Annotated in this window: 20 protein-coding genes; 9 read left to right on the top strand and 11 right to left on the bottom strand. The window is 73.7% G+C overall.

Going from position 1 to position 21,654, the window contains the following annotated elements:
* Positions 1 to 2: 2 nt before the first annotated feature.
* The 4 genes from ACL02T_RS05235 to ACL02T_RS05220 form a co-directional block, all read right to left on the bottom strand.
* Positions 3 to 755, bottom strand: coding sequence for a helix-turn-helix transcriptional regulator (locus tag ACL02T_RS05235; RefSeq protein WP_412829516.1), 753 nt, complete (start codon positions 753 to 755; stop codon positions 3 to 5).
* A 128-nt stretch (positions 756 to 883) separates the two neighbouring features.
* Positions 884 to 1,885 (bottom strand): helix-turn-helix transcriptional regulator, encoded by a 1,002-nt coding sequence (locus ACL02T_RS05230; RefSeq protein WP_412829515.1) that lies wholly within the window; start codon positions 1,883 to 1,885, stop codon positions 884 to 886.
* A 51-nt stretch (positions 1,886 to 1,936) separates the two neighbouring features.
* Positions 1,937 to 2,902 (bottom strand): NADPH:quinone oxidoreductase family protein, encoded by a 966-nt coding sequence (locus ACL02T_RS05225; RefSeq protein ID WP_412829514.1) that lies wholly within the window; start codon positions 2,900 to 2,902, stop codon positions 1,937 to 1,939.
* A gap of 36 nt (positions 2,903 to 2,938) precedes the next feature.
* Positions 2,939 to 3,676 carry a DUF6285 domain-containing protein gene (locus ACL02T_RS05220; RefSeq protein WP_412829513.1) on the bottom strand — a complete coding sequence of 246 codons (738 nt, stop codon included), beginning with the start codon at positions 3,674 to 3,676 and terminating at the stop codon, positions 2,939 to 2,941.
* Between the two features lie 215 nt (positions 3,677 to 3,891).
* On the opposite strand from ACL02T_RS05220, the gene ACL02T_RS05215 reads away from it, so the two are divergent.
* The 3 genes from ACL02T_RS05215 (at position 3,892) to ACL02T_RS05205 (ending at position 7,766) form a co-directional block, all read left to right on the top strand.
* Positions 3,892 to 4,419 carry a DinB family protein gene (locus ACL02T_RS05215; RefSeq protein WP_412829512.1) on the top strand — a complete coding sequence of 176 codons (528 nt, stop codon included), beginning with the start codon at positions 3,892 to 3,894 and terminating at the stop codon, positions 4,417 to 4,419.
* A 214-nt stretch (positions 4,420 to 4,633) separates the two neighbouring features.
* Positions 4,634 to 6,175, top strand: coding sequence for an ATP-dependent DNA ligase (locus tag ACL02T_RS05210; protein ID WP_412829511.1), 1,542 nt, complete (start codon positions 4,634 to 4,636; stop codon positions 6,173 to 6,175).
* 151 nt (positions 6,176 to 6,326) lie between these two features.
* Positions 6,327 to 7,766, top strand: coding sequence for a GuaB1 family IMP dehydrogenase-related protein (locus tag ACL02T_RS05205; RefSeq protein ID WP_412829510.1), 1,440 nt, complete (start codon positions 6,327 to 6,329; stop codon positions 7,764 to 7,766).
* Between the two features lie 182 nt (positions 7,767 to 7,948).
* Here ACL02T_RS05205 and ACL02T_RS05200 read toward each other — a convergent pair whose 3' ends face one another.
* The 3 genes from ACL02T_RS05200 to ACL02T_RS05190 form a co-directional block, all read right to left on the bottom strand.
* Positions 7,949 to 8,911, bottom strand: a complete 963-nt coding sequence (locus ACL02T_RS05200; RefSeq protein ID WP_412829509.1) for a hypothetical protein — start codon at positions 8,909 to 8,911, stop codon at positions 7,949 to 7,951.
* Positions 8,912 to 9,159: 248 nt separating this feature from the next.
* Positions 9,160 to 10,443, bottom strand: coding sequence for an RNA 5'-3' helicase PhoH2 (gene phoH2 / locus ACL02T_RS05195; protein ID WP_412829757.1), 1,284 nt, complete (start codon positions 10,441 to 10,443; stop codon positions 9,160 to 9,162).
* 338 nt (positions 10,444 to 10,781) lie between these two features.
* Complete coding sequence (locus ACL02T_RS05190; RefSeq protein ID WP_412829508.1) at positions 10,782 to 12,041, bottom strand: DUF885 domain-containing protein; 1,260 nt, start codon at positions 12,039 to 12,041, stop codon at positions 10,782 to 10,784.
* A gap of 327 nt (positions 12,042 to 12,368) precedes the next feature.
* Between ACL02T_RS05190 and ACL02T_RS05185 the strand changes: the two genes are divergently transcribed.
* From ACL02T_RS05185 to ACL02T_RS05175, 3 genes are all read left to right on the top strand, one after another.
* On the top strand, positions 12,369 to 12,761 hold the full coding sequence (locus tag ACL02T_RS05185; RefSeq protein ID WP_412829507.1) for a hypothetical protein: 393 nt from the start codon (positions 12,369 to 12,371) through the stop codon (positions 12,759 to 12,761).
* Positions 12,762 to 13,024: 263 nt separating this feature from the next.
* A complete protein-coding gene (locus tag ACL02T_RS05180; RefSeq protein ID WP_412829506.1) occupies positions 13,025 to 13,369 on the top strand; it encodes a hypothetical protein in 345 nt (114 codons plus the stop codon).
* 263 nt (positions 13,370 to 13,632) lie between these two features.
* A complete protein-coding gene (locus tag ACL02T_RS05175) occupies positions 13,633 to 13,977 on the top strand; it encodes a hypothetical protein (RefSeq protein ID WP_412829505.1) in 345 nt (114 codons plus the stop codon).
* 95 nt (positions 13,978 to 14,072) lie between these two features.
* Here the strand turns inward: ACL02T_RS05175 and ACL02T_RS05170 are convergent, their stop codons facing one another.
* Positions 14,073 to 14,840: an isoprenyl transferase gene (locus ACL02T_RS05170; RefSeq protein ID WP_412829504.1), complete on the bottom strand. Its 768-nt coding sequence runs from the start codon at positions 14,838 to 14,840 to the stop codon at positions 14,073 to 14,075.
* A 175-nt stretch (positions 14,841 to 15,015) separates the two neighbouring features.
* On the opposite strand from ACL02T_RS05170, the gene trhA reads away from it, so the two are divergent.
* Entirely contained in the window at positions 15,016 to 15,645 is a 630-nt protein-coding gene (gene trhA, locus ACL02T_RS05165) for a PAQR family membrane homeostasis protein TrhA (RefSeq protein WP_412829756.1), read from the top strand.
* A 134-nt stretch (positions 15,646 to 15,779) separates the two neighbouring features.
* Here the strand turns inward: trhA and abmR are convergent, their stop codons facing one another.
* Together abmR and ACL02T_RS05155 are read right to left on the bottom strand one after the other, a co-directional pair.
* On the bottom strand, positions 15,780 to 16,412 hold the full coding sequence (abmR, locus tag ACL02T_RS05160) for an ATP-binding transcription factor AbmR (protein ID WP_412829503.1): 633 nt from the start codon (positions 16,410 to 16,412) through the stop codon (positions 15,780 to 15,782).
* 136 nt (positions 16,413 to 16,548) lie between these two features.
* On the bottom strand, positions 16,549 to 18,558 hold the full coding sequence (locus ACL02T_RS05155; RefSeq protein ID WP_412829502.1) for a thioredoxin domain-containing protein: 2,010 nt from the start codon (positions 18,556 to 18,558) through the stop codon (positions 16,549 to 16,551).
* 285 nt (positions 18,559 to 18,843) lie between these two features.
* Here ACL02T_RS05155 and ACL02T_RS05150 point away from each other — a divergent pair, with 285 nt between their 5' ends.
* The gene (locus ACL02T_RS05150) at positions 18,844 to 20,367 is read left to right on the top strand and encodes a phosphatase PAP2 family protein (protein ID WP_412829501.1); all 1,524 of its coding nucleotides are present in this window, start codon (positions 18,844 to 18,846) and stop codon (positions 20,365 to 20,367) included.
* Positions 20,364 to 21,233: a metallophosphoesterase gene (locus ACL02T_RS05145; protein WP_412829500.1), complete on the top strand. Its 870-nt coding sequence runs from the start codon at positions 20,364 to 20,366 to the stop codon at positions 21,231 to 21,233. The genes ACL02T_RS05150 and ACL02T_RS05145 overlap by 4 nt, the downstream gene beginning before the upstream one ends.
* 68 nt (positions 21,234 to 21,301) lie before the next feature.
* Here the strand turns inward: ACL02T_RS05145 and ACL02T_RS05140 are convergent, their stop codons facing one another.
* Positions 21,302 to 21,622 carry a hypothetical protein gene (locus tag ACL02T_RS05140; protein ID WP_412829499.1) on the bottom strand — a complete coding sequence of 107 codons (321 nt, stop codon included), beginning with the start codon at positions 21,620 to 21,622 and terminating at the stop codon, positions 21,302 to 21,304.
* Between the last annotated feature and the right edge of the window lie 32 nt (positions 21,623 to 21,654).

The raw sequence follows: 21,654 nt of genomic DNA, 5'->3' as shown, positions 1-21,654 counted from the left end.
ACTCACACGAGGCGCAGCGCCTGGGCGCGCAGCACGGCGGAGAGCCGGTCGGTCACGCCGAGCTTGACGTAGCAGCGCTCCAGGTGCTTCTGCACCGTGCGCGGCGAGATGTCGAGCCGCCGCGCGATCGTGCCCGCCGTGAGACCCTGCGCGAGCAGCCCGAGGACCGCCTGCTCGCGCGGGGTCAACGGGATCTCCGCCCCGCCCCCGCCCTTCCCGGCCGTCACCGCGGCCAGCGCCGTCACCTGCCGTTCGAGCCCGACGAGCAACCGCCACAACCGCTCGACGAAGGTCTCCTCGGCCGGGGACCACGGCTCCGTCCGGCCGAGCACGAACGACCGGGCGAAGCGGGGTCCGGCCCGCAGCGGCATCGAGAGCTGGTTCGGTGCCGAGCAGGACCTCGCCAGGTCCCGGCCGCCGTCGGCGAGCCAGCGGTCCGTGAACTCCGCCGGGACGGCGAGCGTCTGCCTGGGCACCCAGAGCCCCGAGGAGAGGTGGAAGCGCAGCAGCGGGTGCTCGGCGGGTGCGCGGTACGCGCTCCACTCGGCCAGCTCGCCGAAGTGCTCACCGAGCCCACCGTCCAGCCAGACGTGCCGCACGGGCTCGCCCGGGACGACCTCGCTGTAGGTCACCCCGGCGGTCTCGAAGGTGCGTGCGAGGGCCTCCGCCAGCCGGTTGACCGGCAGGTCGACCAGCGGTTCGGTCATCAGTGCGGCGACGAGCTCCATCCACTCCCGTTCCGCCCGCGTGCCCATCACCCCTCCCCCGGAGAAGAGCGCCCGAACGCGTCCCGTGATGCACCGCCCGGAGCTGTTCGCCCGGCGGCGCCCCAGGGTTAGCGGCCGGCGCCGGCTCTGGGCGGTCAGTGGTGCCACGGCACCACTCACCGCGCGCGGGCGCCGGAGGCGCGCAGGAACCGCTGCCCCCACTCCCGGACCCGGTCGGCCAGCTCCGGGGGCGAGCGGATCTCGAACTCCGCGCCGCAGCCGCCGAGGGCGAGCAGGGGCCAGTCGAGGTCGTCGGTCCCCATCCGGAGGAGGCACCGCTCGGGGCCGAGCGGCTCGATCGTCGCCCAGCGGTGCAGGTGGTCCAGGCGCTCGGCGGGGGCGTCGACCAGTGCCTCGACGGTGTAGGTCGAGGAGCGGTTGCGGATGCCCTCCTGGACGAAGTCGGCGGCGTCGGTGGTCGGCAGCTCCCGCGGCCGGAACCGGGCCCCGGTGCGGCACGGCTCGGCGAGCCGGTCGAGGCGGAAGCTCCGCCAGTCCTGCCGGTCGAGGTCGTAGGCGACCAGGTACCAGCGCCGGCCGAGCGGGACGAGGCGGTGCGGCTCGACGTGCCGGAGGCGGAGCGGGCGGGGCCGGTCGTCGGCACCGCCGGCCGGGTCCACCCTGCGCGCCCGGTACGCGAACTCGATCCGCTCCGAGTCCCGGCAGGCCTGCGCGACGACGATCAGCGCCTCGGGATCGAGGGCCTCCGCCCTCGGTGCGCCCCAGGTACTGGGCACGGTGACCCCGCGCAGGGCGTCCACCCGCCGACGCAGCCGCGGCGGCATGACCTGCACGACCTTCGTCAGCGCGCGCAGGGCCGGCTCCTCGATCCCGGCCACGGCGCCCTGCGTCGCCGCCTGCATGCCGACGGCCAGCGCCACCGCCTCCTCGTCGTCGACGACGAGCGGCGGCAGCGCGGCGCCGGCGGCGAGCTGGTAGCCGCCGTCGACGCCGCGGGTTGCCGTGACGGGGTAGCCCAGCTCGCGGAGCCGGTCGACGTCCCGGCGCAGGGTCCGCACGGACACCTCCAGCCGGGACGCCAGCTCCGGCCCCGGCCAGTACCGGTGGGTCTGCAGGAGCGAGAGCAATCGCAGCGTCCGCGAGCTCGGTGAGGTCACCGGCTCAGTATCCGGGCCGTTGCGGCCGGATCCTGACCGGTTTCCGCCCTGTCAGGGTTCGACGACCGCCTTGCCCAGCACGCCCCGCTCGCCCAGCAGCGCGACGGCCTCGCCCGCCTTCTCCAGCGGGTAGGTCCCGGCGACGGGCGGGTCGACGATCCCGGACTCCAGGTACGGGATCAGCTTGTCCCACTCCGCCCGGGTGTAGCCCTCGCGCGGCAGGGCATAGGCACCCCACCCGACCCCGCGGACGTCGATGTTGTTGAGCAGCAGCCGGTTCACCTTGACCGTGGGGATCTCGCCCCCGGTGAACCCGATGACCAGCAGCCGGCCGAGCGGGGCCAGGGACCGCAGCGAGTCGGTGAACCGGTCGCCGCCGACCGGGTCGACGACCATGTCGACGCCCTTGCCTCCGGTCAGCTCCGTGACGGCGTCCTTGAACCCGTCCGCCAGGACCGCCTCGTCCGAGCCGATGGACCTCACGAAGTCCGCCTTCTCCCGCGTGGAGACGACCGAGATCACCCGGGCGCCCATGGCCTTCGCGAGCTGGATGGTCGCGGTGCCGATGCCGCCGGCCGCGCCGTGCACCAGCACGGTCTCGCCCTTCTGCAGCTGGCCACGCGTGACCAGTGCGAACGTCATCGTCAGGTAGTTCATCGGCAGGCAGGCGCCCGCGGCGAAACCCACGTTGTCCGGCAACGGGAACACGCTCTGCACCGGGGCGGTGGCCAGCTCCGCGAAGGCGCCGGTCGACGTGCTCGCGGCGACCCGGTCGCCCGGCGAGAACTCCGAGCCCTCCGGCGCCTCGCGGACCACGCCCGCCAGCTCACCGCCGAGGGTGAAGGGCAGCTCCGGCTTGTACTGGTACTTGTCCTGCGTGAGCAGCAGGTCCGGGAAGTTGACCCCGGCCGCCTTCACCTCGATCAACACCTCACCCGCCCCGGCCACCGGGTCCGGCACCTCGGTGATCTCCAGGGCCTGCGGCCCATCGGTGCGGGTCACCCGTGCTGCGCGCATGCATGTCTCCTGTCGTCGCGTTCCTCGTCGAACCTGTCAGGTCGTCGGCGGGGGCGCCAGGTACCGCGGGTCGGCCACCGCGACCTGCGCAGTGACCGACGCCCGGACGGCGGCGACGACGTCGGGACCGTCGGCGGGCAGCGCGCCGTCCCGGATCCGGGCGGCCAGCTCGCCGTCGTCGACACAGCCCGGGGCGTGCAGCAGGGCCCGGTGCTCCGCGCGCTGCGCGGGGCCGAGCCGCAGCTCGCGGCGGGCGACGGTGAGGGCGTCGGCGGCCACCCTGGCGAGGTAGCCGGTGCGCGGGTCGGACGGCGCCAGCTCCTCGCGCAGGAACCCGTCGCCCGCCGCGAGCAGCTCCGGGATCGGGACGCCCGCCCGCGCCGCCGCGCGGAAGCCCGCGGCCTCCCGCGCCATCCCCTCCGGACCCGGGACCTCCGGCGGGTCGCGCCGCAGGATCAGGCCGCGCCCGCCCGCGTCGAACGACCAGGTCTCGCGGCTCGCTCCCGCCGACAGCCGGCACAGCCCGGTCACCGGGGCACCCAGCAGGCGTTCGAGCGCGGCGCCCGGTGCGGCGGGGACGACCGCCGTCATCCCGCGGTGCCTCGGGATGTCCACCTCGCGTCGCACCCCGTCGCGAACCACCCGGCCGACGATCCGCTGCTGGACGTCCCGCGTCGCCACCGCCAGCCGATGCGCCCCGGGCTCGAGCTCGCTGTTGCCGAGCAGGCTCTCCCGCGCTCCGGCGGGCGCGGCCCTCTTCTCGGCGCCGGCCATGCGGCCACCCTAGCCGTTCTGAACGCTCGTTCACGGTGGCATCGACGTCGCAGTTCGTCGTCTCCGGCGTCGCTGGACCAGCGTTCGGCGACGGGCCGGACACGGGCTCGTCGGGGCCGAAGATCATCCGCCGGCCGTGGATTTCAGGACAGGATCTGACCGGAGGGGTCCGTAGCGTCGTTCCCGTCAGCAGGACACGACGAGAGGCGGACGCGATGACGACCACCGAGAACCCCACCCTGACCCCGACCGGCGAGAAGGCGGACCTGCTCGGGGCCCTGGCCCAGCACCGGTTCCTGTTCCGCCACACCGTCCAGGGCCTGACCGACGAGCAGGCCGCGGCCACCCCGACGGCGAGCGAGCTGTGCCTCGGCGGCCTGGTCAAGCACGTGGCGCGGGGCGAGCGGGACTGGCTGCGGTTCGTGGTCGAGGGGACCGCGGCGGTGGCGATGACGGAGGACTCGTACGCCGAGCACGCGGCGAGCTTCCGCATGCTGCCCGGCGAGACCCTCGCGGGCGTGCTCGCCGAGTACGACGCCGTCGCGGCCCGGACCGAGGAAATCGTCACGGGCCTGCCCTCGCTCGACGTCTCCCACCCCCTGCCCGAGGCGCCGTGGTTCGAGCCGGGGGCGGCCTGGTCGGCGCGCCGCGTCCTCGCCCACGTCATCGCCGAGACGGCCCAGCACGCCGGGCACGCGGACATCCTGCGCGAGACGATCGACGGGCAGAAGACCATGGGCTGACCGGCTCCGCACCGCCTGGACCGGGGGTCGGACCGGCGCTCCGGCCGGGGTCGGGGGGCTCCGAGCGGGTCGGGCCGGAGGGCTCCGGCCGGGGGCCGGGGCGGGGGTTCCGGCCGGGGTCGGGGCGGGGTCGGGGCGGGGTCGGGCGGAGGGCTCCGGCCGGGGTCGGGGCGGGGCGCTCGGCGGCGCGCGATTGTCGGTGGTCGCTGCTTCAATGCGGACCGTGCTGCTCCACGACGTGGTCCGGACCTCCGCCGCGGTCGGCGCCACCCGCTCCCGCAAGGAGAAGTCGGCGGCGCTGGCCGCGCTGCTGAACCTGGCCGGGCCGGCCGAGGTCGCACCGGCCACGGCGTGGCTCGCCGGCGAGCCCCGGCAGGGCCGCATCGGGACCGGCTGGCGCACGCTCGCGGGCCTGGCCGGCGCCGCGGCGGCCGAGCCCGCGCTCACCGTCACGCAGGTCGACGAGGCGCTCACCGAGCTCGCCGGCACCTCCGGGGCGGGGTCGGCGCGGCGCCGCCGCACACTGCTGGAGTCGCTGTTCGGCGCGGCGACCGAGGAGGAACAGGCCTTCCTCGTCCGACTGCTCACCGGGGAGCTGCGGCAGGGAGCGTTGGAGGGCGTGATGCTCGACGCGATCGCCGCGGCCGCCGAGGTCCCCGCCGCGGTCGTCCGGCGGGCGTTCATGCTCTCCGGGAGGCTGCCGGACACGGCTGCGCTGGCCCTGGCCGAAGGTGCCGAGGGGTTGGCGGCGGTGCGGCTGGAGGTCGGCCGGCCGGTGCGACCCATGCTGGCCGGCCCCGGCTCGTCGCTCGACGCGGTGCTCGAGTCGCTCGGCGAGGGCGTCACCGTCGAGTACAAGCTGGACGGCGCGCGGATCCAGGTGCACCGCTGCGGCGACGAGGTCCGGGTGTGGACGCGGACGCTGCGCGAGGTCACCGACGGGGTGCCCGAGCTGGTCGCCCGGGTCCGGGAGCTGCCGTGCACCGCCGTGGTGCTCGACGGCGAGACCCTCGCCCTCGACGACGACGGCCGCCCCCGAAAGTTCCAGGACACCATGTCCCGCTTCGGTTCCGAGGGCGCCGGAGACGATCGGGCGGACGTGCTGCTGAGCCCGTTCTTCTTCGACCTCCTCCACCTCGACGGCCGCGACCTGCTCGACGAGCCCCTGGTCACCCGGCTCGACGCGCTCGCCGAGCTCCTCGCGGACCCGGTGCAGGAGCCGCTGCGCATGCCGGGAGTGCGGCGCCCCACCCCGGAGCAGGCCGCGGACGTGCTCGACGGGGCCCTGACGGCCGGGCACGAGGGCGTCGTCGTCAAGGCGCTCGACGCCCCGTACGCCGCCGGGCGGCGCGGGAAGAGCTGGCAGAAGGTCAAGCCGGTGCACACGCTCGATCTCGTCGTGCTCGGCGCCGAGTGGGGCTACGGCCGCCGCACCGGCACCCTGTCGAACATCCACCTCGGCGCCCGGGACCCGGACGGCGGCGCGCCGATCATGGTCGGCAAGACGTTCAAGGGCATGACGGACGAGCTGCTCGCCTGGCAGACGACCGAGTTCCCCGGCCACGCGATCCACGACGACGGGCACGTGGTCGAGATGCGCCCCGAGCTCGTCGTCGAGATCGCCCTCGACGGTGCCCAGCGCAGCGTCCGCTACCCCGGTGGCGTCGCCCTGCGCTTCGCCCGGGTCCTCCGCTACCGTCCCGACAAGACCCCTGCCGAGGCGGACACGATCGACGCGGTCCGCGCGCTCCTGTGAACGAACGGCGCGCCCGTGCGCGGACCCCCGACGAGGAGCCGAGGGTCGGTGGATCACGCTTCGTCGACGATCAGCTCCTGGTGATCACGGATCGGCCGCGGCTGCCGAGGCTGCGGCGCGCGGCGGCCGGTGCCGCTATCCTTGGCTCTCCGTGCGCTTCATCGACGGGCACCAGCCCTCCTCGGACCTCACCTACGACGACGTCTTCCTCGTCCCGGGGCGGTCCTCCGTCGCTTCCCGCTTCGACGTCGACCTGACCACCGCCGACGGCACGGGCGCCACGGTGCCGGTCGTCGCGGCCAACATGACCGCGGTCGCGGGCCGCCGCATGGCCGAGACCCTCGCCCGGCGCGGCGCGCTCACCGTCCTGCCGCAGGACGTCGCGCCCGAGGCGGTCGCCGGGATCGTCGCCTGGATCAAGTCGCGGCACCCCGTGTGGGACACCCCGCTCGTGCTGCGCACCGGCGACGCGGTGGCCGACGCGCTGAACCTGCTGCCGAAGCGCGCGCACGGCACCGTCGTCGTGGTCGACGACGGCGGACGGCCGGTCGGCACCGTCGACGAGGCGGCGTGCACGGGCGTCGACCGCTTCACCCGGCTGGCCGACGTCCTCGAGGGCGCACCGGTCATGCTCCCGCTCGGCACCGCGCCGCGGGAGATCTTCGAGACGCTCGGCGGCCGCGGCGTCGCCCTCGGCCTCGACGACGAGGGCCGCCTGGCCGGCCTGCTCACCGCGCTGGGCGCCATCCGGTCCGGCATCTACACGCCGACCCTCGACAGCCACGGCCGGCTGCGCACCGCCGCGGCGATCGGCATCAACGGCGACGTCCCGACCAAGGCGAAGGCACTGCTCGAGGCGGGCGTGGACGTCCTCGTCGTCGACACCGCGCACGGGCACCAGGCCAAGATGATCGACGCGCTGAAGGCGGTGCGGACCGTGGTCCGCGACTCCGGGCTGCAGGTCCCGATCGCGGCGGGCAACGTCGTCACGGCCGAGGGTGTGCACGACCTGGCCGAGGCGGGTGCCGACGTGATCAAGGTCGGCGTCGGGCCGGGTGCCATGTGCACCACGCGCATGATGACCGGCGTCGGGCGCCCGCAGTTCTCCTCGGTGCTGGAGTGCGCCGCAGCCGGTCGCGAGCACGGCGTGCGCATCTGGGCCGACGGCGGGGTGCGGCACCCGCGCGACGTCGCCCTGGCCCTCGCGGCCGGCGCCTCGTCGGTGATGATCGGATCCTGGCTCGCGGGGACCTACGAGTCCCCCGGGGACCTGCTGCGCGACGAGGCCGGCCGCGCGTACAAGGAGTCCTTCGGCATGGCGTCCAAGCGCGCGGTGAGCGCGCGGACCCGAGGCGACGGCGACTTCGACCGGGCGCGCAAGGGGCTGTTCGAGGAGGGCATCTCCAGCTCGCGCCAGCTGCTCGACCCGGTGCGCCCCGGCGTCGAGGACCTGCTCGACAGCATCTGCTCCGGTGTCCGCTCCGCCTGCACCTACGCCGGCGCCCGCACCCTCGACGAGCTGCACGAGCGCGCGGTCGTGGGGATCCAGACCTCCGCAGGATTCACCGAAGGCACCCCGCACGGCCTGTGAGCGGTGAGTCGGCGCTTTCGGCCACTCTTCTTCGCACGAACGGCACTCTTGTGCGGTAGGTCTGCACCAACGGCACTTTCGTGCAGCTCGACGAGGTGTGGCCGGAGCTCGGCGGCCACCCGTGCGAGTGCACAGAAGTGCCGTTCGTGCGGTAGGTCTGCACGAACGGCACTTTTGTGCGGTCAGGAAGCAGGCGTCGCCCGGATGTCCGGTCGCGGGCGGAGGCTCGCGTGCGCGTGAGCACGGCGAAGTTGGTCGACGATCTCGGCGCGCCTCGTCCGCAGCATCCTCGGCACGGTATGGACGACGACGATGCCGTGCGCGGTCATCAGCGAATGACGGCCGACCGTGCGCTCGTAGTCCGCGGCATCGAAGTGGAACTCGACGGAGTCGATCTCCCACGCCAGCGCGACGTCGTCGAACCAGGCATCGGGGCGCGGAAGCAACTCACCGCTCGCCGCACGGAGCACCGGGTTCCAGATCGGCTCGGGCAGACCCGACGCGACGATCAGCTCGCGTGCCTGTGCCTCGGCCACCGACCGTACCCCACCGGCGATCTCCGTCAGAACCGACCTCGGTACCGCTGTCCCGCGGTTGCTGCCGGCGTCCAGCTCCCTGCGGAGCTCGGTCGGCGAACAGCCACCCCGCTGGACCACTTCGGCGAGAGCCGAACGGATCTGGTCGCGGTCCCGGCTCCGCCGGCAGAAGTCGAGCACGGCGCGGGGCAGCGGCGCGACCGGCCAACGGCCCGAGCGCGTGGCCGCCGGAAGTCGATCGGTCCGTTCCACGAGCACCCGCCCCGCCCCGAGCCTTCGACGGTCTGCCGGAATCAGGACGTGCACCGGCCCGCCCGGCGCCGGGACCCTTCGCATGCCGAGGATCCCGAGGGCGTCGAGACCGGTGATCACCGCGTCTGCCCCGGCGTACGCCAGGGCGGCACGGCGACGGTCGTCCCGCGTCGGAGGACCGTTGGTCAGCGCGACGATGCCGGGGAGCAGGGACCGCCAGGGCCCTCCCGAGCGACATCGGTCGTAGACCGTACGCCGTGGCACGCCGAGACCCTCGAGGAACTTCACCGGCACGATCGACGAGGCGCACAGTGCGGCGACCTGGTCGGGGGCGAGGGGCGAGGATCTGCGCGGCATCGCCTGATCGTGACGGCTCCGCCCGCTGCGCACTCTGTTCCGTCCACAGGGCCGGAATCGGTGGACAACCTCCCGCCCCGAATGCACGAACGGCACTTTTGTGCGGTAGGTCCGCACAAGAGTGCCGTTGGTGCGAGCGGCCGATCCCACCGCGACCTGCACGAACGGCACTTTTGTGCAGTAGGTCCGCACAAAAGTGCCGTTCGTGCGATCAGGGAAGTGCGATGGGGACAGCGAGGTGGGGAGGGTCAGTTGCCGGGGCCCTCCAGCATCTCGGTCACGAGGGCGGCGATGGGGCTGCGCTCGGATCGGGTGAGGGTGATGTGGGCGAAGAGGGGGTGGCCCTTCAGCTTCTCGATCACCGCGGCGATGCCGTCGTGCCGGCCGACCCGAAGGTTGTCGCGCTGGGCGACGTCGTGGGTCAGGACGACGCGCGAGGCGGTGCCGAGCCGGGAGAGCACGGTCAGGAGCACGTTGCGCTCGAGCGACTGCGCCTCGTCGACGATCACGAAGGTGTCGTGCAGCGAGCGGCCGCGGATGTGGGTGAGCGGCAGGACCTCCAGCATCCCGCGGGCGATCACCTCGTCGAGCACGTTCTGGCTGACCAGCGCCCCGAGGGTGTCGAACACGGCCTGGGCCCAGGGCCCCATCTTCTCGGCCTCGCTGCCGGGCAGGTACCCGAGCTCCTGCCCGCCGACGGCGTAGAGCGGCCGGAACACCACGATCTTGCGGTGCTGCTGGCGCTCCATGACGGCCTCGAGGCCGGCGAGCAGCGCCAGCGCCGACTTGCCGGTGCCGGCGCGGCCGCCGAGGGAGACGATCCCGACGTCCGGGTCCAGCAGGAGGTCCAGCGCGACCCGCTGCTCCGCCGAGCGGCCGTGCAGCCCGAAGGCCTCCCGATCGCCGCGGACCAGCTTGATCTGCTTGTCGGCCGTGACCCGGCCCAAGGCCGACGACGTGCCGCCGAGCAGTCGGATGCCGGTGTGACACGGCAGCTCGGCCGCCTCGGAGTGATCCAGCACACCGTCCCGGAACAGGGTGTCGACCTCCTCCGGGGCGACCTCGACGTCGGCCATCCCGGTCCAGCCGGAGGGCACGACGTCCTGCCCGTGGTACTCGTCGGCGGGAAGTCCGACGGCCGCGGCCTTGACCCGCAGCGGCATGTCCTTCGTGACCAGCACGACCTGCCGCCGGGCCCCGTACTCCGCCTGCAGGTTGAGCGCGCAGGCCAGGATCCGGCTGTCGTTGCTGTCCGTGCGGAAGCCGCTCGGCAGCACCGACTGGTCGCTGTGGTTGAGCTCGACGTGGAGCGTGCCGCCGGTGTCCCCGATCGGGACGGGCGCGTCGAGCCGGCCGTGCTTGATCCGCATGTCGTCGAGCTGCCGCAAGGCGGCCCGCGCGAACCACCCGAGTTCCGGGTGGTGCCGCTTGCCCTCGAGTTCGGAGATGACCACGAGCGGGAGGACGACCTGGTGCTCGTCGAACCGGGTCAGCGACCACGGGTCGGAGAGGAGAACCGAGGTGTCGAGCACGTAGCAGCGGGGCGTGACGTCCGCGGGGACGTCGGCGCCGCTCTCCTGAACCGGGGCCGTACGACGATCGGTCACGGGTGCTCCCTCGCGGGCGCGGCACCACGCCCACAGTTCCGGTGGGCCGGCCGACCCCGGTGCGGTTGCACGAACCACGTCTGCGACGCCGCCCGCACGCCCGCAAGGGCCGGGTGCCGGCCCTCTCGGGTGCTTCGCAACACCACGTCCAGGGCCTCCCCGGACGGTGCGATCGGTACGCACCGCCACCGCTGACGCTACTAGCGGTCACCCTCATGCGGTCAAGGGTGAGATCGTGTCGCGTCCGTGACCGATCCCGAGAATTAACAGAACGGCCGACCACTCATCGCATGATCGACACCGTCCGTCGTGGGTGTCGCACGGTCGGCCGCCCGCCGTCCGGACCAGTGCACGGCGGCCGGCAGGCCCAGGACCCCGGGGCTGAGGGGTTCGTCGAGCGCCCGACGGAACCGCGCGGCGTCGCCCGCCCACCAGGCCCGCAGCAGCGGGTAGCCGACGACGTAGGTGGCCGTGTACGCCCGCCACCGCGGGTCGGTGAGGAAGCGGAGGGCTCGGTCGGCCCGGGCCGGATCCAGCAGCAGCCACCGGCACAGGTGGTCACGGGCCGCCGCGGCCCCGGCGCCGTCGACGAGGAGCGCCGCATCCAGCCGGACCTGCTGCAACGGCAACATCGCCTCGTCCAGCTCCTCCGCGAGCTCACCGTCCGTGACCACACCCGCCTCGGCCAGGACCTCCGCCGCCCAGGCACCCCATCCGGGCCCGACGACGGCGTCGAGCCCGAGGTCCGCCGTCCCCTCGACGACGAGAGCGCGCGGGCTGCGCGTGAGACTCAACGCCCGCTCGGGCTCGCCGGGGAGCGCGGCGACGCGCCGCAGGTGCTCGACATGGTGGCCCGGATAGGTCTCGTGCGCGACGAGTCGGGCGAGCTGACCCGCGCGTTGCGGTGCGTCGGCGCTGAACCGCGCGAGCGAGCGCCCCCGGCCGAGGTGCCGGGTGAAGCCGCTCCACGGCCGGCCCTCGACGAGCTCGATCTCGACCGCCTCGTCCGGCGGCAGGGCGAGCACCGCCGCGGTGCGGGTGCGCAGTGCCGCGACCAGGACGTGGACGGCAGCGGCCCGACGCTCCCGTGGGAGCTCGTCCCGCGCGCGGTGAGCGGCCAGCCGGTCGGCGAGCGACCCCGGCCCGGGCAGCAGGCTGTCCACGACGCGGTGTGCGTCCCGGTACCGATCCGGCTCCCCGGGGGCGACGTCGACGCCGTAGGTCTCCCGGATCTCGGTCTGAAGCGACACCCGCTCCCCCGCCAGTGTGCGCGCGGTCCCCTCGAGGGCCCGCAGCTCGCCGTCGAGGAAGGCCGCCCGGACGGGCGGGAGCCCGAGGTGGGGGATCGTCCGCCGCAGCCGCCCGGCCTCGCGGACGAGATCCGGAGGGACGGGCGCGGGCTCGGACCGGAGGTGCCGGCGTAGCGCGGGAGTGCCCTCGAAGGCCTCCACCGTGCCCGGCGCGAGGCGGTCCAGCCGCAACGCGAGCAGCGCGATCTCGCGCGCCACCGCCTCGATCCTCACGACATCGTCCCCATCAACGGGACGCTACCCGCCGGAGGACGCCCCGGCGCCCCGTCCACGTTCGTGCGGCCCCTGCTCCCGAACGGGTGGGTCGGCTACCGACCGTCGGCGAAAGCCGTCGGAAAGCTCCACGACTCCGGGTCCCGAATTCCCCCCATCCAGGGAATAACCGAACGCACAGTTCGTAGCTCACACGATGGTGGAACGGGATTTGTTGTACACGCGCGACGGCGGATAGCTTTCGGGCAGTCAGCGCGGGCTCCCCGGTCGGACGCTGACGTGAAAGGTGCCGGCTCGCCGGTTCCGCAGACTTACAGGAGAGAAACTGTGCTGAAGAAGGCTGGAATCGTCGCGACCGGCGTCGCCGCCTCCCTCGTCGCGGTCAGCCCGCTCGCCTTCGCCGGCGACAAGGGCCACGACCACGGTCACGACCACGGCGACAAGGGCCACCACGGCTCGACGGTCACCGGCATCGACAAGTCGGGCAAGGGCCTGCTGAACGTGTCGGGCAACAACGTGAACATCCCGATCCAGGCCTGCAACAACGACGTCCCGGTGAACGCCGGCGTCGGGGCCGTCCAGGGCAACGCCAAGGACATCACCGCCGCGCTGACCGGCGCCCTGGGCCTGTTCGGCAAGGCCAAGGCCGACTCGGACGTGCACACCGACTCGGACCGCACCTGCGGCCTCGAGGCCGGCGCGGGCGACACGGTCAGCTGACCCGTTCGCACCGCTTTCCCACAGAGCACCGACTCGGTAGCCGGGTCGGTGTTCTGGTGCGCTCCCCGCGCGATCACGGCCGTCGAGAAACTCACCCGATCGAGGCAGTAACTCCTGCCGGACACGCATTCCGACACGATCGGGTCGCCCATTTCTTGCGCCGTGGATCCATCCGCTAATTTGCCCGTAGTCGGTGTGGGCTCCCCGTTCGAACACCGACTCGGCAGTTCGGGCCCCGACCCGTACACACACAGGAGAGAACAATGCTGAAGAAGGTCGCCCTGGTCGCCGCAGCCTCGGCCGCGTCCGTCGTCGCCGTCAGCCCGCTCGCGTTCGCCCACGAGTCGCACGAGACCGGCATCGACAAGTCGGGCAAGGGCCTGATCAACGTCTCCGGCAACAACACCAACGTCCCGGTCCAGGTCTGCAACAACGACGTCCCGGTGAACGCCGGCGCGCTCGTCGGCCAGGCCAACCTCAAGGACATCACCGGGGTCGCGACCGGCGCCCTGGGCATCCTGGGCAAGGCCAAGGCCGACAGCTCGGTCCACACCGACAGCGACCGCACCTGCGGCCTCGAGTCGGGCGCGGGCGACGAGGTCAGCTGACCTCGCACCGCAATTCGTGAACGCCGGTCCGGTTCACCGGGCCGGCGTTCTGCTTTTCCGCCTCCCCCTGCCGTGACACGGAACTCACCCCATTGAGTGCGTAACCTCGCGCAGAAACGGGAGCCGACACGATCGGGGCACGGGTTCGTCATTTCCCGGGCCAGGTCGATAGCGTGATCCGCAGTCGGTGCGGGCTCCCCGTTCGAACACCGACTCGACAGTCCGGGCCTTCCCGGGCCCGAACCCCACACAGGAGAAGAAGAATGCTGAAGAAGGTCGCCCTGGTCGCCGCCGCATCGGCCGCGTCCGTCGTCGCCGTCAGCCCGCTCGCGTTCGCCCACGAGTCGCACGAGACCGGCATCGACAAGTCGGGCAAGGGCCTGATCAACGTCTCCGGCAACAACACCAACGTCCCGGTCCAGGTCTGCAACAACGACGTCCCGGTGAACGCCGGCTTCCTCGCGGGCCAGGCCAACGTCAAGGACATCGTCGGCTCCGCCACCGGCGCGCTCGGTCTGTTCGGCAAGGCCAAGGCCGACAGCTCGGTCCACACCGACACCGACCGCTCCTGCGGCCTCGAGTCGGGCGCCGGCGACTCGGTCGACTGAGACCCGCACGCTGGGGAACGGCGCCGGTCCTTACGGGGACTGGCGCCGTTGTGCTTTTCCGGGACTGATTACCCGGCCGTTCCCCGGTGCGGGGATCAGCCGCCGAAGCGGCGGTGCCGGGCGGCGTAGTCGCGGAGCGCGCGCAGGAAGTCGACGCGCCGGAACTCCGGCCAGTAGGCCTCACAGAAGTGGAATTCCGAATGCGCGCTCTGCCACAGCAGGAAACCGGAGAGCCGCTGCTCCCCCGACGTGCGGATCACGAGGTCGGGGTCGGGCTGGCCGGAGGTGTAGAGGTGGGCCGCGATGTGGTCGACGTCCAGCACCTCGGCCAGTTCCTCGATCGACGAGCCTGCCTCGGCGTGCTGCAGCAGCAACTTGCGCACGGCATCGGCGATCTCCTGCCGGCCGCCGTACCCGACGGCCACGTTGAGCTGCAGGCCCGGACGGTCGTTGGTGCGGGCCGCGGCCGCGGTGAGCCGCTGCGCGATCCACTCCGGGAGCAGTTCCAGCGCCCCGACGACCCGTAGCCGCCACGGAGCCGTCGGCCCGCTCAGCTCGTCGACGACGTCGGCGATGATCTCGAGCAGCGGCTCGAGCTCGTCGGCCGAGCGGGACAGGTTGTCCGTGGACAGCAGGAACAACGTGACGACCTCGACACCGGCGTCGCCGCACCAACCGAGCAGGTCGGAGATCTTCGCCGCGCCGACCCGATGGCCGGCGTTGACGTCCTCGAGCCCGGCGTCGCGCGCCCACCGCCGGTTGCCGTCGAGGATCAGCGCGACGTGGCGGGGGCGCTCCGCACCGACCAGCCGCCGGGCGAGCCTCGCCTCGTAGGTCGTATAGAGGAGGTCACGGACACCCACGTGCCGGAGCCTACGCCGCGGTCCCGCCCCGACTGCGCCCGCCGGACGACCGGGCGGCCTTCACCGGCCGGCCACCGGTCGGACACCCGGACCCGGGCGAAGATCCCGTACCCTCGTGCGGGTGAGCGCCGGGACCCTTCAGTCGCCGTCGGACGCCCCCTTCGTCAAGCCGCGGATGCGCGGCTGGCTGCACTTCTGGTCGTTCGTCACCTCGGTCGCGGCCTGCGCCACGTTGATCGCCGTGGCCGCGTCGCTCGTGGGCGGGGCCGCCGCGCTGGCGACCTCGGTCTACAGCGTGACGGTCCTCGGCCTGTTCGGCGTGAGCGCGCTCTACCACCGCCGCACCTGGACCACGCCGCGCAGCCGGTTGATCATGCGCAGGCTCGACCATTCGATGATCTTCGTCTTCATCGCGGGGACCTACACCCCGGTCGCGATGCTGGCGATGGCTCCGGAGACCGGCCGGATCGTGCTGGCCGTGGTGTGGGGCGGGGCGCTGGCCGGTGTGGTGCTGAAGACGTGCTGGCCGCACGCGCCGAAATGGCTCGCCGTGCCGATCTACCTCGCGCTGGGCTGGGTCGCGGTGTTCGTGCTGCCCGACCTGCTGCACAACGCGGGCGTCGCCGCGCTCGTCCTGTTGCTGGTCGGCGGGGCGCTCTACACCGCCGGCGCGGTCTTCTACGCCGTGCACTGGCCCAACCCGTGGCCGAGGACCTTCGGCTACCACGAGTTCTTCCACGCCGCCACGGTGCTCGCCGCGATCTGCCACCAGATCGCGATCTGGTTCGCCCTCTTTCCCGGCTGAGCATCGGCGTCGTCCCGGCGCTCGGAAACCAGCACGCTCGCGAACCCGCCCCACGACGACGTCGCGGTTCCGTCACGCTGTCGGAGCGGCTCCCGGGTGCACCGCGGTGTCCTCGCGCGGCCGGCGCCGGATCCTCACTCGGGACCGCGGGTGCGCAGCTCGTCGACCTTGGCCATGGCCTCGCGCAGGTCGGCGAGCCAGGTGTCGGCGTTCCGGCCGACCAGGCGGACCGCCCAGGCCAGCGCGTCGGACCGCGAGCGCGCCACCCCGGAGTCGACGAGGGTGTCCAGCACCATCCGCTCGGGCTGACGCAGCCGCGTCATCACCGGGACCGACGCGGTGGTGAACAGCTCCTCGACCTCGCCGATCCGGGCGCCCCAGGCCACCTTGCGCTGGTAGCGGTGCTCGGCCTGGCGGGCGATGTCGATCCGCTCGTCGCGGGTCTCCTCGCGGAAGCGGGAGATGCGCCCGGCCGCGGCCGCCGCCCTCTCCGCGCGTCTCGCGTCCGTGTCGGGGCCGTCGTCCTCCGTGCCGACGGCCGACTCCGCAGTCGTCTCCGGCGCCGGCAGCTCGCCGACGATCACGATCTCCTCCCGGTCGATCGTGACGTCCGGCGGGCCGACGAACCAGCCGTCGGGCAGCCGACCCCGCAACCACGCCGCGGCGTCGCCGGTGTCCGGCAGGTCCGCCTGCTGCCACCCGCCGCGCGGGCCGCGTCCCTGGCCACGCCCGCCGCTGTGCCAGCCCTTGTGCATCCGTCCCGTCATCCCGCACCTCCCGCTGTGCTGCTTACGAGATTACACAGCAATACACGGTGCGCCAGAGCGTTCTCCGACGGTGGACCGAACCCGAAGGAGGTCGGGAGCCCGGAGGCGAACGGGAACTCCTCGGAGAAGAGCGGGATCAGAGGAGGGCGGCCAGCTCCTCCGGGCTGGTCACCGGCCGGTCGCACACGAACCCACGGCAGACGTACGCGGCGGGCCGGTCCGCGACCAGGGGGCGCGCGGCCAGCAGCGGCACCCCGGGGGCGTCCGGGTCCCCGGGCACGACGACCCCGCCCCCGGGCACCAGCGTCCGGGCCCGGGCCAGGAGCGCCTCGCGGTCCGGGTCGCCGACGGGCCCGACCAGCGCGACCTGCGGCGGGCCGGAGGCCAGCGCCTCGGCGGCGGTGAGCCAGTGACCGGCGAAGCGGGCGTGCCGGGCGAACAGCCCGCCGACGGCGTGCACGGCCTCCTCGGCCAGCTCCCGGTACCGGCCGGAGCGCTCCCCGTCGACCAGCACCGACGCGGTGAGCAGGGCGTTCGCGAGGGCGGAGCCACCGGACGGGGCGGCGTTGTCGGTGATCTCGCGCGGACGGTGCAGGAGTTCCTCGGCGTCGTCGGCCGTGTCGTACCAGGTACCGGGCCCCTCGCCGCGGAACCGCGCGACGGCCAGGTCCAGGATCTCGACGGCCGCCGCCAGCCGGGCCGGGTCCCCGGTCGCCTGGTGCAGGGCGAGCAGTCCCTCGACGAGCCCGGCGTGGTCGTCGAGGACGCCCATGGCCGAGCCCACCACGCCGTCGCGCGAGGACCGGCGGACCCGCCCGTCGACCACGTGCAGCCGCAGCAGCAGGTCGGCCGTCTCCCCCGCCGCGGCGACCCAGTCCAGCCGGCCGAGCGCGGCACCGGCCTCGGCGAGCGCCAGCACCGCCAGGCCGTTCCACGCGGTGACGACCTTGTCGTCCCGGGCGGGTTGCGGGCGGGCGGACCGGGCGGCGAACAGGATGGTGCGCACCCGTTCCCAGCGTTCGGGATCATCCGGGTCACGGAGCAGCTGCAGCGTCGACGCCCCGTGCTCGAACGTGCCCGCCTCGGTGACCTCGAGCAGCTGCGCCGCCCATGCGGCGTCCTCGGGCCGCAGCACCTCGGCCAGTTGTCCCGGCGTCCACGAGTAGGTCAGCCCCTCGATACCGTCGGTGTCCGCGTCGAGCGCCGAGGCGAACCCGCCCTCGGGGGTCCGCAGGTCCCGCAGCAGGAACTCCGCGGTCTCCGTGGTGACCCGGCTCGCCAGCGGGGACCCGGTGCGCCGGGCCCGATGCGCGTAGCCGCGCAGCAGCAGGGCGTTGTCGTAGAGCATCTTCTCGAAGTGCGGCACCACCCAGTCCGCATCGACGCTGTAGCGGGCGAAGCCGCCGGCGAGCTGGTCGTACAGGCCACCGCGCGCCATGGCGTCGCAGGTCCGCTCGACCATCCGCAGGGCGTCGGCCGAGCCGGTGCGCTCGTGGTGGCGGAGCAGGAACTCGAGCGTCATCGACGGCGGGAACTTGGGAGCGCCGCCGAACCCGCCCCGCTCCGCGTCGAAGTCCGCGACGAGGCCGGCCACCGCGGCGTCGAGCACGTCGGGGTTCACCGCCACGGGGGTGGGTTCGGCGCCGGCGGCGTCGGCGAGCCGGGCGGCGATCTCGCCGGCGGCCCCGCGCACCCGCTCGCCGTCCTCGGTCCACGCCCGGGTGACCGCGTCGAGCAGTTGCGGGAAGGAGGGCATGCCGTGCCGCGGGGTCGGCGGGTAGTAGGTGCCGCAGTGGAAGGGCTCGCCGACCGGGGTGAGGAAACAGGTCATCGGCCAGCCGCCCTGCCCGGTCATGGCCTGGGTCGCCGCCATGTAGACGGCGTCGATGTCCGGACGTTCCTCGCGGTCGACCTTGATCGCCACGAAGTCCCGGTTGACCTGACCCGCGATCTCCGGGTCGGAGAAGGACTCGTGCGCCATGACGTGGCACCAGTGGCAGGCGGCGTAGCCGACGGAGAGCAGCACCGGGACGTCCCGGCGCTGCGCCTCCGCGAACGCCTCGTCGGACCACTCCCACCAGTCGATGGGGTTGTCGGCGTGCTGGAGCAGGTACGGGCTGGTCGCCTCCGCGAGCCGGTTGGGCATGCGCCCACCCTGTCACCGGCGGCCGGGACCCGCCGTCCGAGCGGCGCTGCGGCGACCCCCACCCGTGGTCAGTACCGTCGGGCGGGTCCGCGCCCGCGTCTTCCCGGTCCGGGAGGCCGTGTCCGGACTCCGTCGTCACCCGATCGCAAAGCCGAGGACGGTGATGTCGCCGGCCACCGGGTAACCGGTCCGGGTCCGACGGCCGCCCATCGACAGGAGGACCCGACGTGGTGACACGTCGACGAAGGACCCACCTGCCACACGCGAGCCCTCCGGGAACGGTCCATGGGTAGTCGCGGCTCCGCCCCGGCCACGGTGAACGCCTCACCCGGCCCGGACCCCGTCGGGCGCCGCGGAGCGCGGCGATTCGGCGTCCGGGCCCTGCTCGGCTGGACGGCGCTGGTGGCGGGGGGCGTCCCCTTCATGCTGCTGTGGTGGGCGACGACCCGCCGCTGGGGCCCGCTGACCGTGCTCGACGGTGACGTCGCCGCGGGCCTCAACGAGCAGGTCAGCTCGTCGCCGTTCGCGGTGCAGGCGCTGACCTGGGTGACCGAGCTGGGCGGGACGTTCGCCGGCAGCGTCGTCTTCGGCCTCACCACCGTCTTCCTGGCCCTCCGCCGGCGCTGGCGGCCGGCGGCGTTCGTGGTCACGGCCGCAGTCGGCGTAGGGGTCCTCATCCCGTCCACGAAGGCCCTGGTGGACCGGGCCCGGCCGATGGTGGACTCCCCCGTCGTCGCCCTCCCCGCCGACGCCAGCTTCCCCAGCGGCCACGCCGTGACATCGCTGACGGCCTGGGGTGCGCTGATGCTGGTCGCGCTCCCGGCCGTCCGGCGCGGACTGCGCCCGTGGCTGGTGACGGCTGCGGTGCTGGTCGTGGTCGCCGTCGGGTTCAGCCGGGTGGCCCTGGGGGTCCATTTCGTCTCCGACGTCCTCGCCGGCTGGGCGCTGGCGGGCAGCTGGCTGGCGATCACCGCAGCCGCCTTCCGCGGCTGGCAGGACGACACCGCTTCCGCGGCCGCAGCCGAACCGTGGGACCCACTCGGCCTGCCGCCGGCGGCCGCGCCGCGTCCGACGCCGGACCCGGTGCTGCCGACCGCCCGCACCTGGGCCGCGCTGGTCGGCGCCGCCGCCGGGCTGGCCGGCCTACTGACCGGCCTCGGCCTGCTGGTCACCGGTCCGCTGGGCGACACCGCGGTCGGGTCCTGGGACCGCAGCGTCGCCCGGGGCGTCGTGGACCTGCGTCGGGCGACGGAGACCGAGGTCGTCGAGGCGATCAGCCGGTTGGCGTCGGCGCCGGCCGTGGTGGTCGGCACCCTCACCCTCGGCGTGGTCGCACTGGCCGTCACCCGCAGCCGGCGGCCGGTGGTCTTCGTCCTGGTCGCAGTGGTCGGCGAGCCGATGCTGTACCTGACGGTGTCCGGCCTGGTGGGACGGATGCGGCCGGCGGTCGACGACCTGACCACCGGCCTGCCCCCCGCGGCCAGCTGGCCCTCCGGGCACGCCGCGGCGGCCGTGGTGCTCTACGGGGCGGTGGCGGTCCTGGTGGTGGCCCGGGCCCGATCGCGGTGGCGCTGGGCGGTCGTCGCGCTGCCGGCCGTGATCGCCCCGGCCGTGGCCTTCGCCCGGGTCTACGAAGCCGCGCACTACCCCACCGATGTCCTCGCCGGGCTGCTGCTGGGCGTCGCCTGGTTGGCCGTCGCCGGCCGCCTGCTGAGGCCGGGGGCCGCCGCCCGGCGGCGGGTGCGTCGCACCTCGTCGGCCGGCCCCCGGTCCCGGCCTGCCGACGACCGGCGGGAGGAGCACGGGTGAAACGGTGGCTGAAGTGGGCGGCCGTGGGTGTGTCCGGGCTGCTGGTGGCGCTGATCGGTTACGGCGCGCTGATCGAGCCGCGGCTGATCCTCGACGTCGACCGCGAGCACGCCGTCCTGCCCCGGCTCGGCGAGCAGTGGGCCGGCACCGAGGTCGCACTGATCTCCGACCTGCAGATCGGCATGTGGTTCGCCAACAGGGCCATGATGGAACGGGCGGTCGGCGCGATCGTCGAGGAGGAACCCGACATCGCGTTGCTCGGCGGGGACTTCCTCTACGGCGAGGGCGACCCACCGGGGCCGAAGGTCGAGAAGGTCATGGAGATCCTCGCGCCGCTGGTCGACTCCGGCATCCCCACGTACGCGGTGCTGGGCAACCACGACCATGTCGCCGGCGGCGCCGCGGAGATGACCCGGGCGCTGGAGCGAGCCGGCATCCCGGTCCTGCGGAACCGAGCGGTCAGGCTGCCCGGGCACGCCGATGCCGATCCGCTGCACCTGGTCGGCATCGGGCCGCTGCGTCCGGGCCTCGACGACGTCGACGCAGCGCTGGACGGCGTGCCCGACGACGCCGCGCGCATCGTGCTCATGCACAACCCGCTGACCTTCCTCGAGCTCCCTGCCGGCAGCGCGCCCCTGGCCGTCGCCGGGCACACCCACTGCGGACAGATCGCCCTGCCCTTCACCGAGCACGTGTCCTGGCTGTCGGTGACCGAGCAGGAGAAGGTCGTCGCCGACGACTGGGCGGAAGAGGGGTACGGGGCACCCGGCAACCACCTGTTCGTCACCTGCGGCCAGGGCTTCAGCGTCGTACCGGTCCGCATCAACGCCCCACCGCAGGTCGTCTTCTTCGAGCTGCGGCCCTGACCTGCCCGGCAGGCGGGACGGCGCAGCGCCGCCGCCCCGGACGGCGGTCTGCCCGGTGTGCGGGGCCCTCACCGCCGGTCGGGGCGCTCCCCGGCCGGGGTGCTCGTCCCGTCCCGGTCCGGCTCGCCGGACCCCGATCCGGTCGATCCGGGTCCCGGACCGGGCTCGGTGCCCGTACCCTCGTCGAACGACTTCGGCAGCCGCCGGATCCGCCGGCTCATCGACACGATCAGCGCGATCGTGGCCGCCGCCAGGCACAGGATGACGACGAGCGCGACCGGCGAGGCCTTGCCGAACTCCTCACCCTGGTCGGGCGGGGGTTCCGGGTTCTGCGCCAGGACGGTCGCGACCGTCTCGCCCACGGGCACGGCGCCCAGCTCGACCAGCACGTCTCGTCACTCCTCCGAACTCACGACCTCGG

Origin of the sequence: Pseudonocardia oceanicola, assembly GCF_047200735.1 — a bacterium.
Lineage (GTDB): Bacteria > Actinomycetota > Actinomycetes > Mycobacteriales > Pseudonocardiaceae > Pseudonocardia.
The sequence above is the reverse complement of the archived record's forward strand: the minus strand, read 5'-3'. Positions and strand labels throughout refer to the sequence as shown.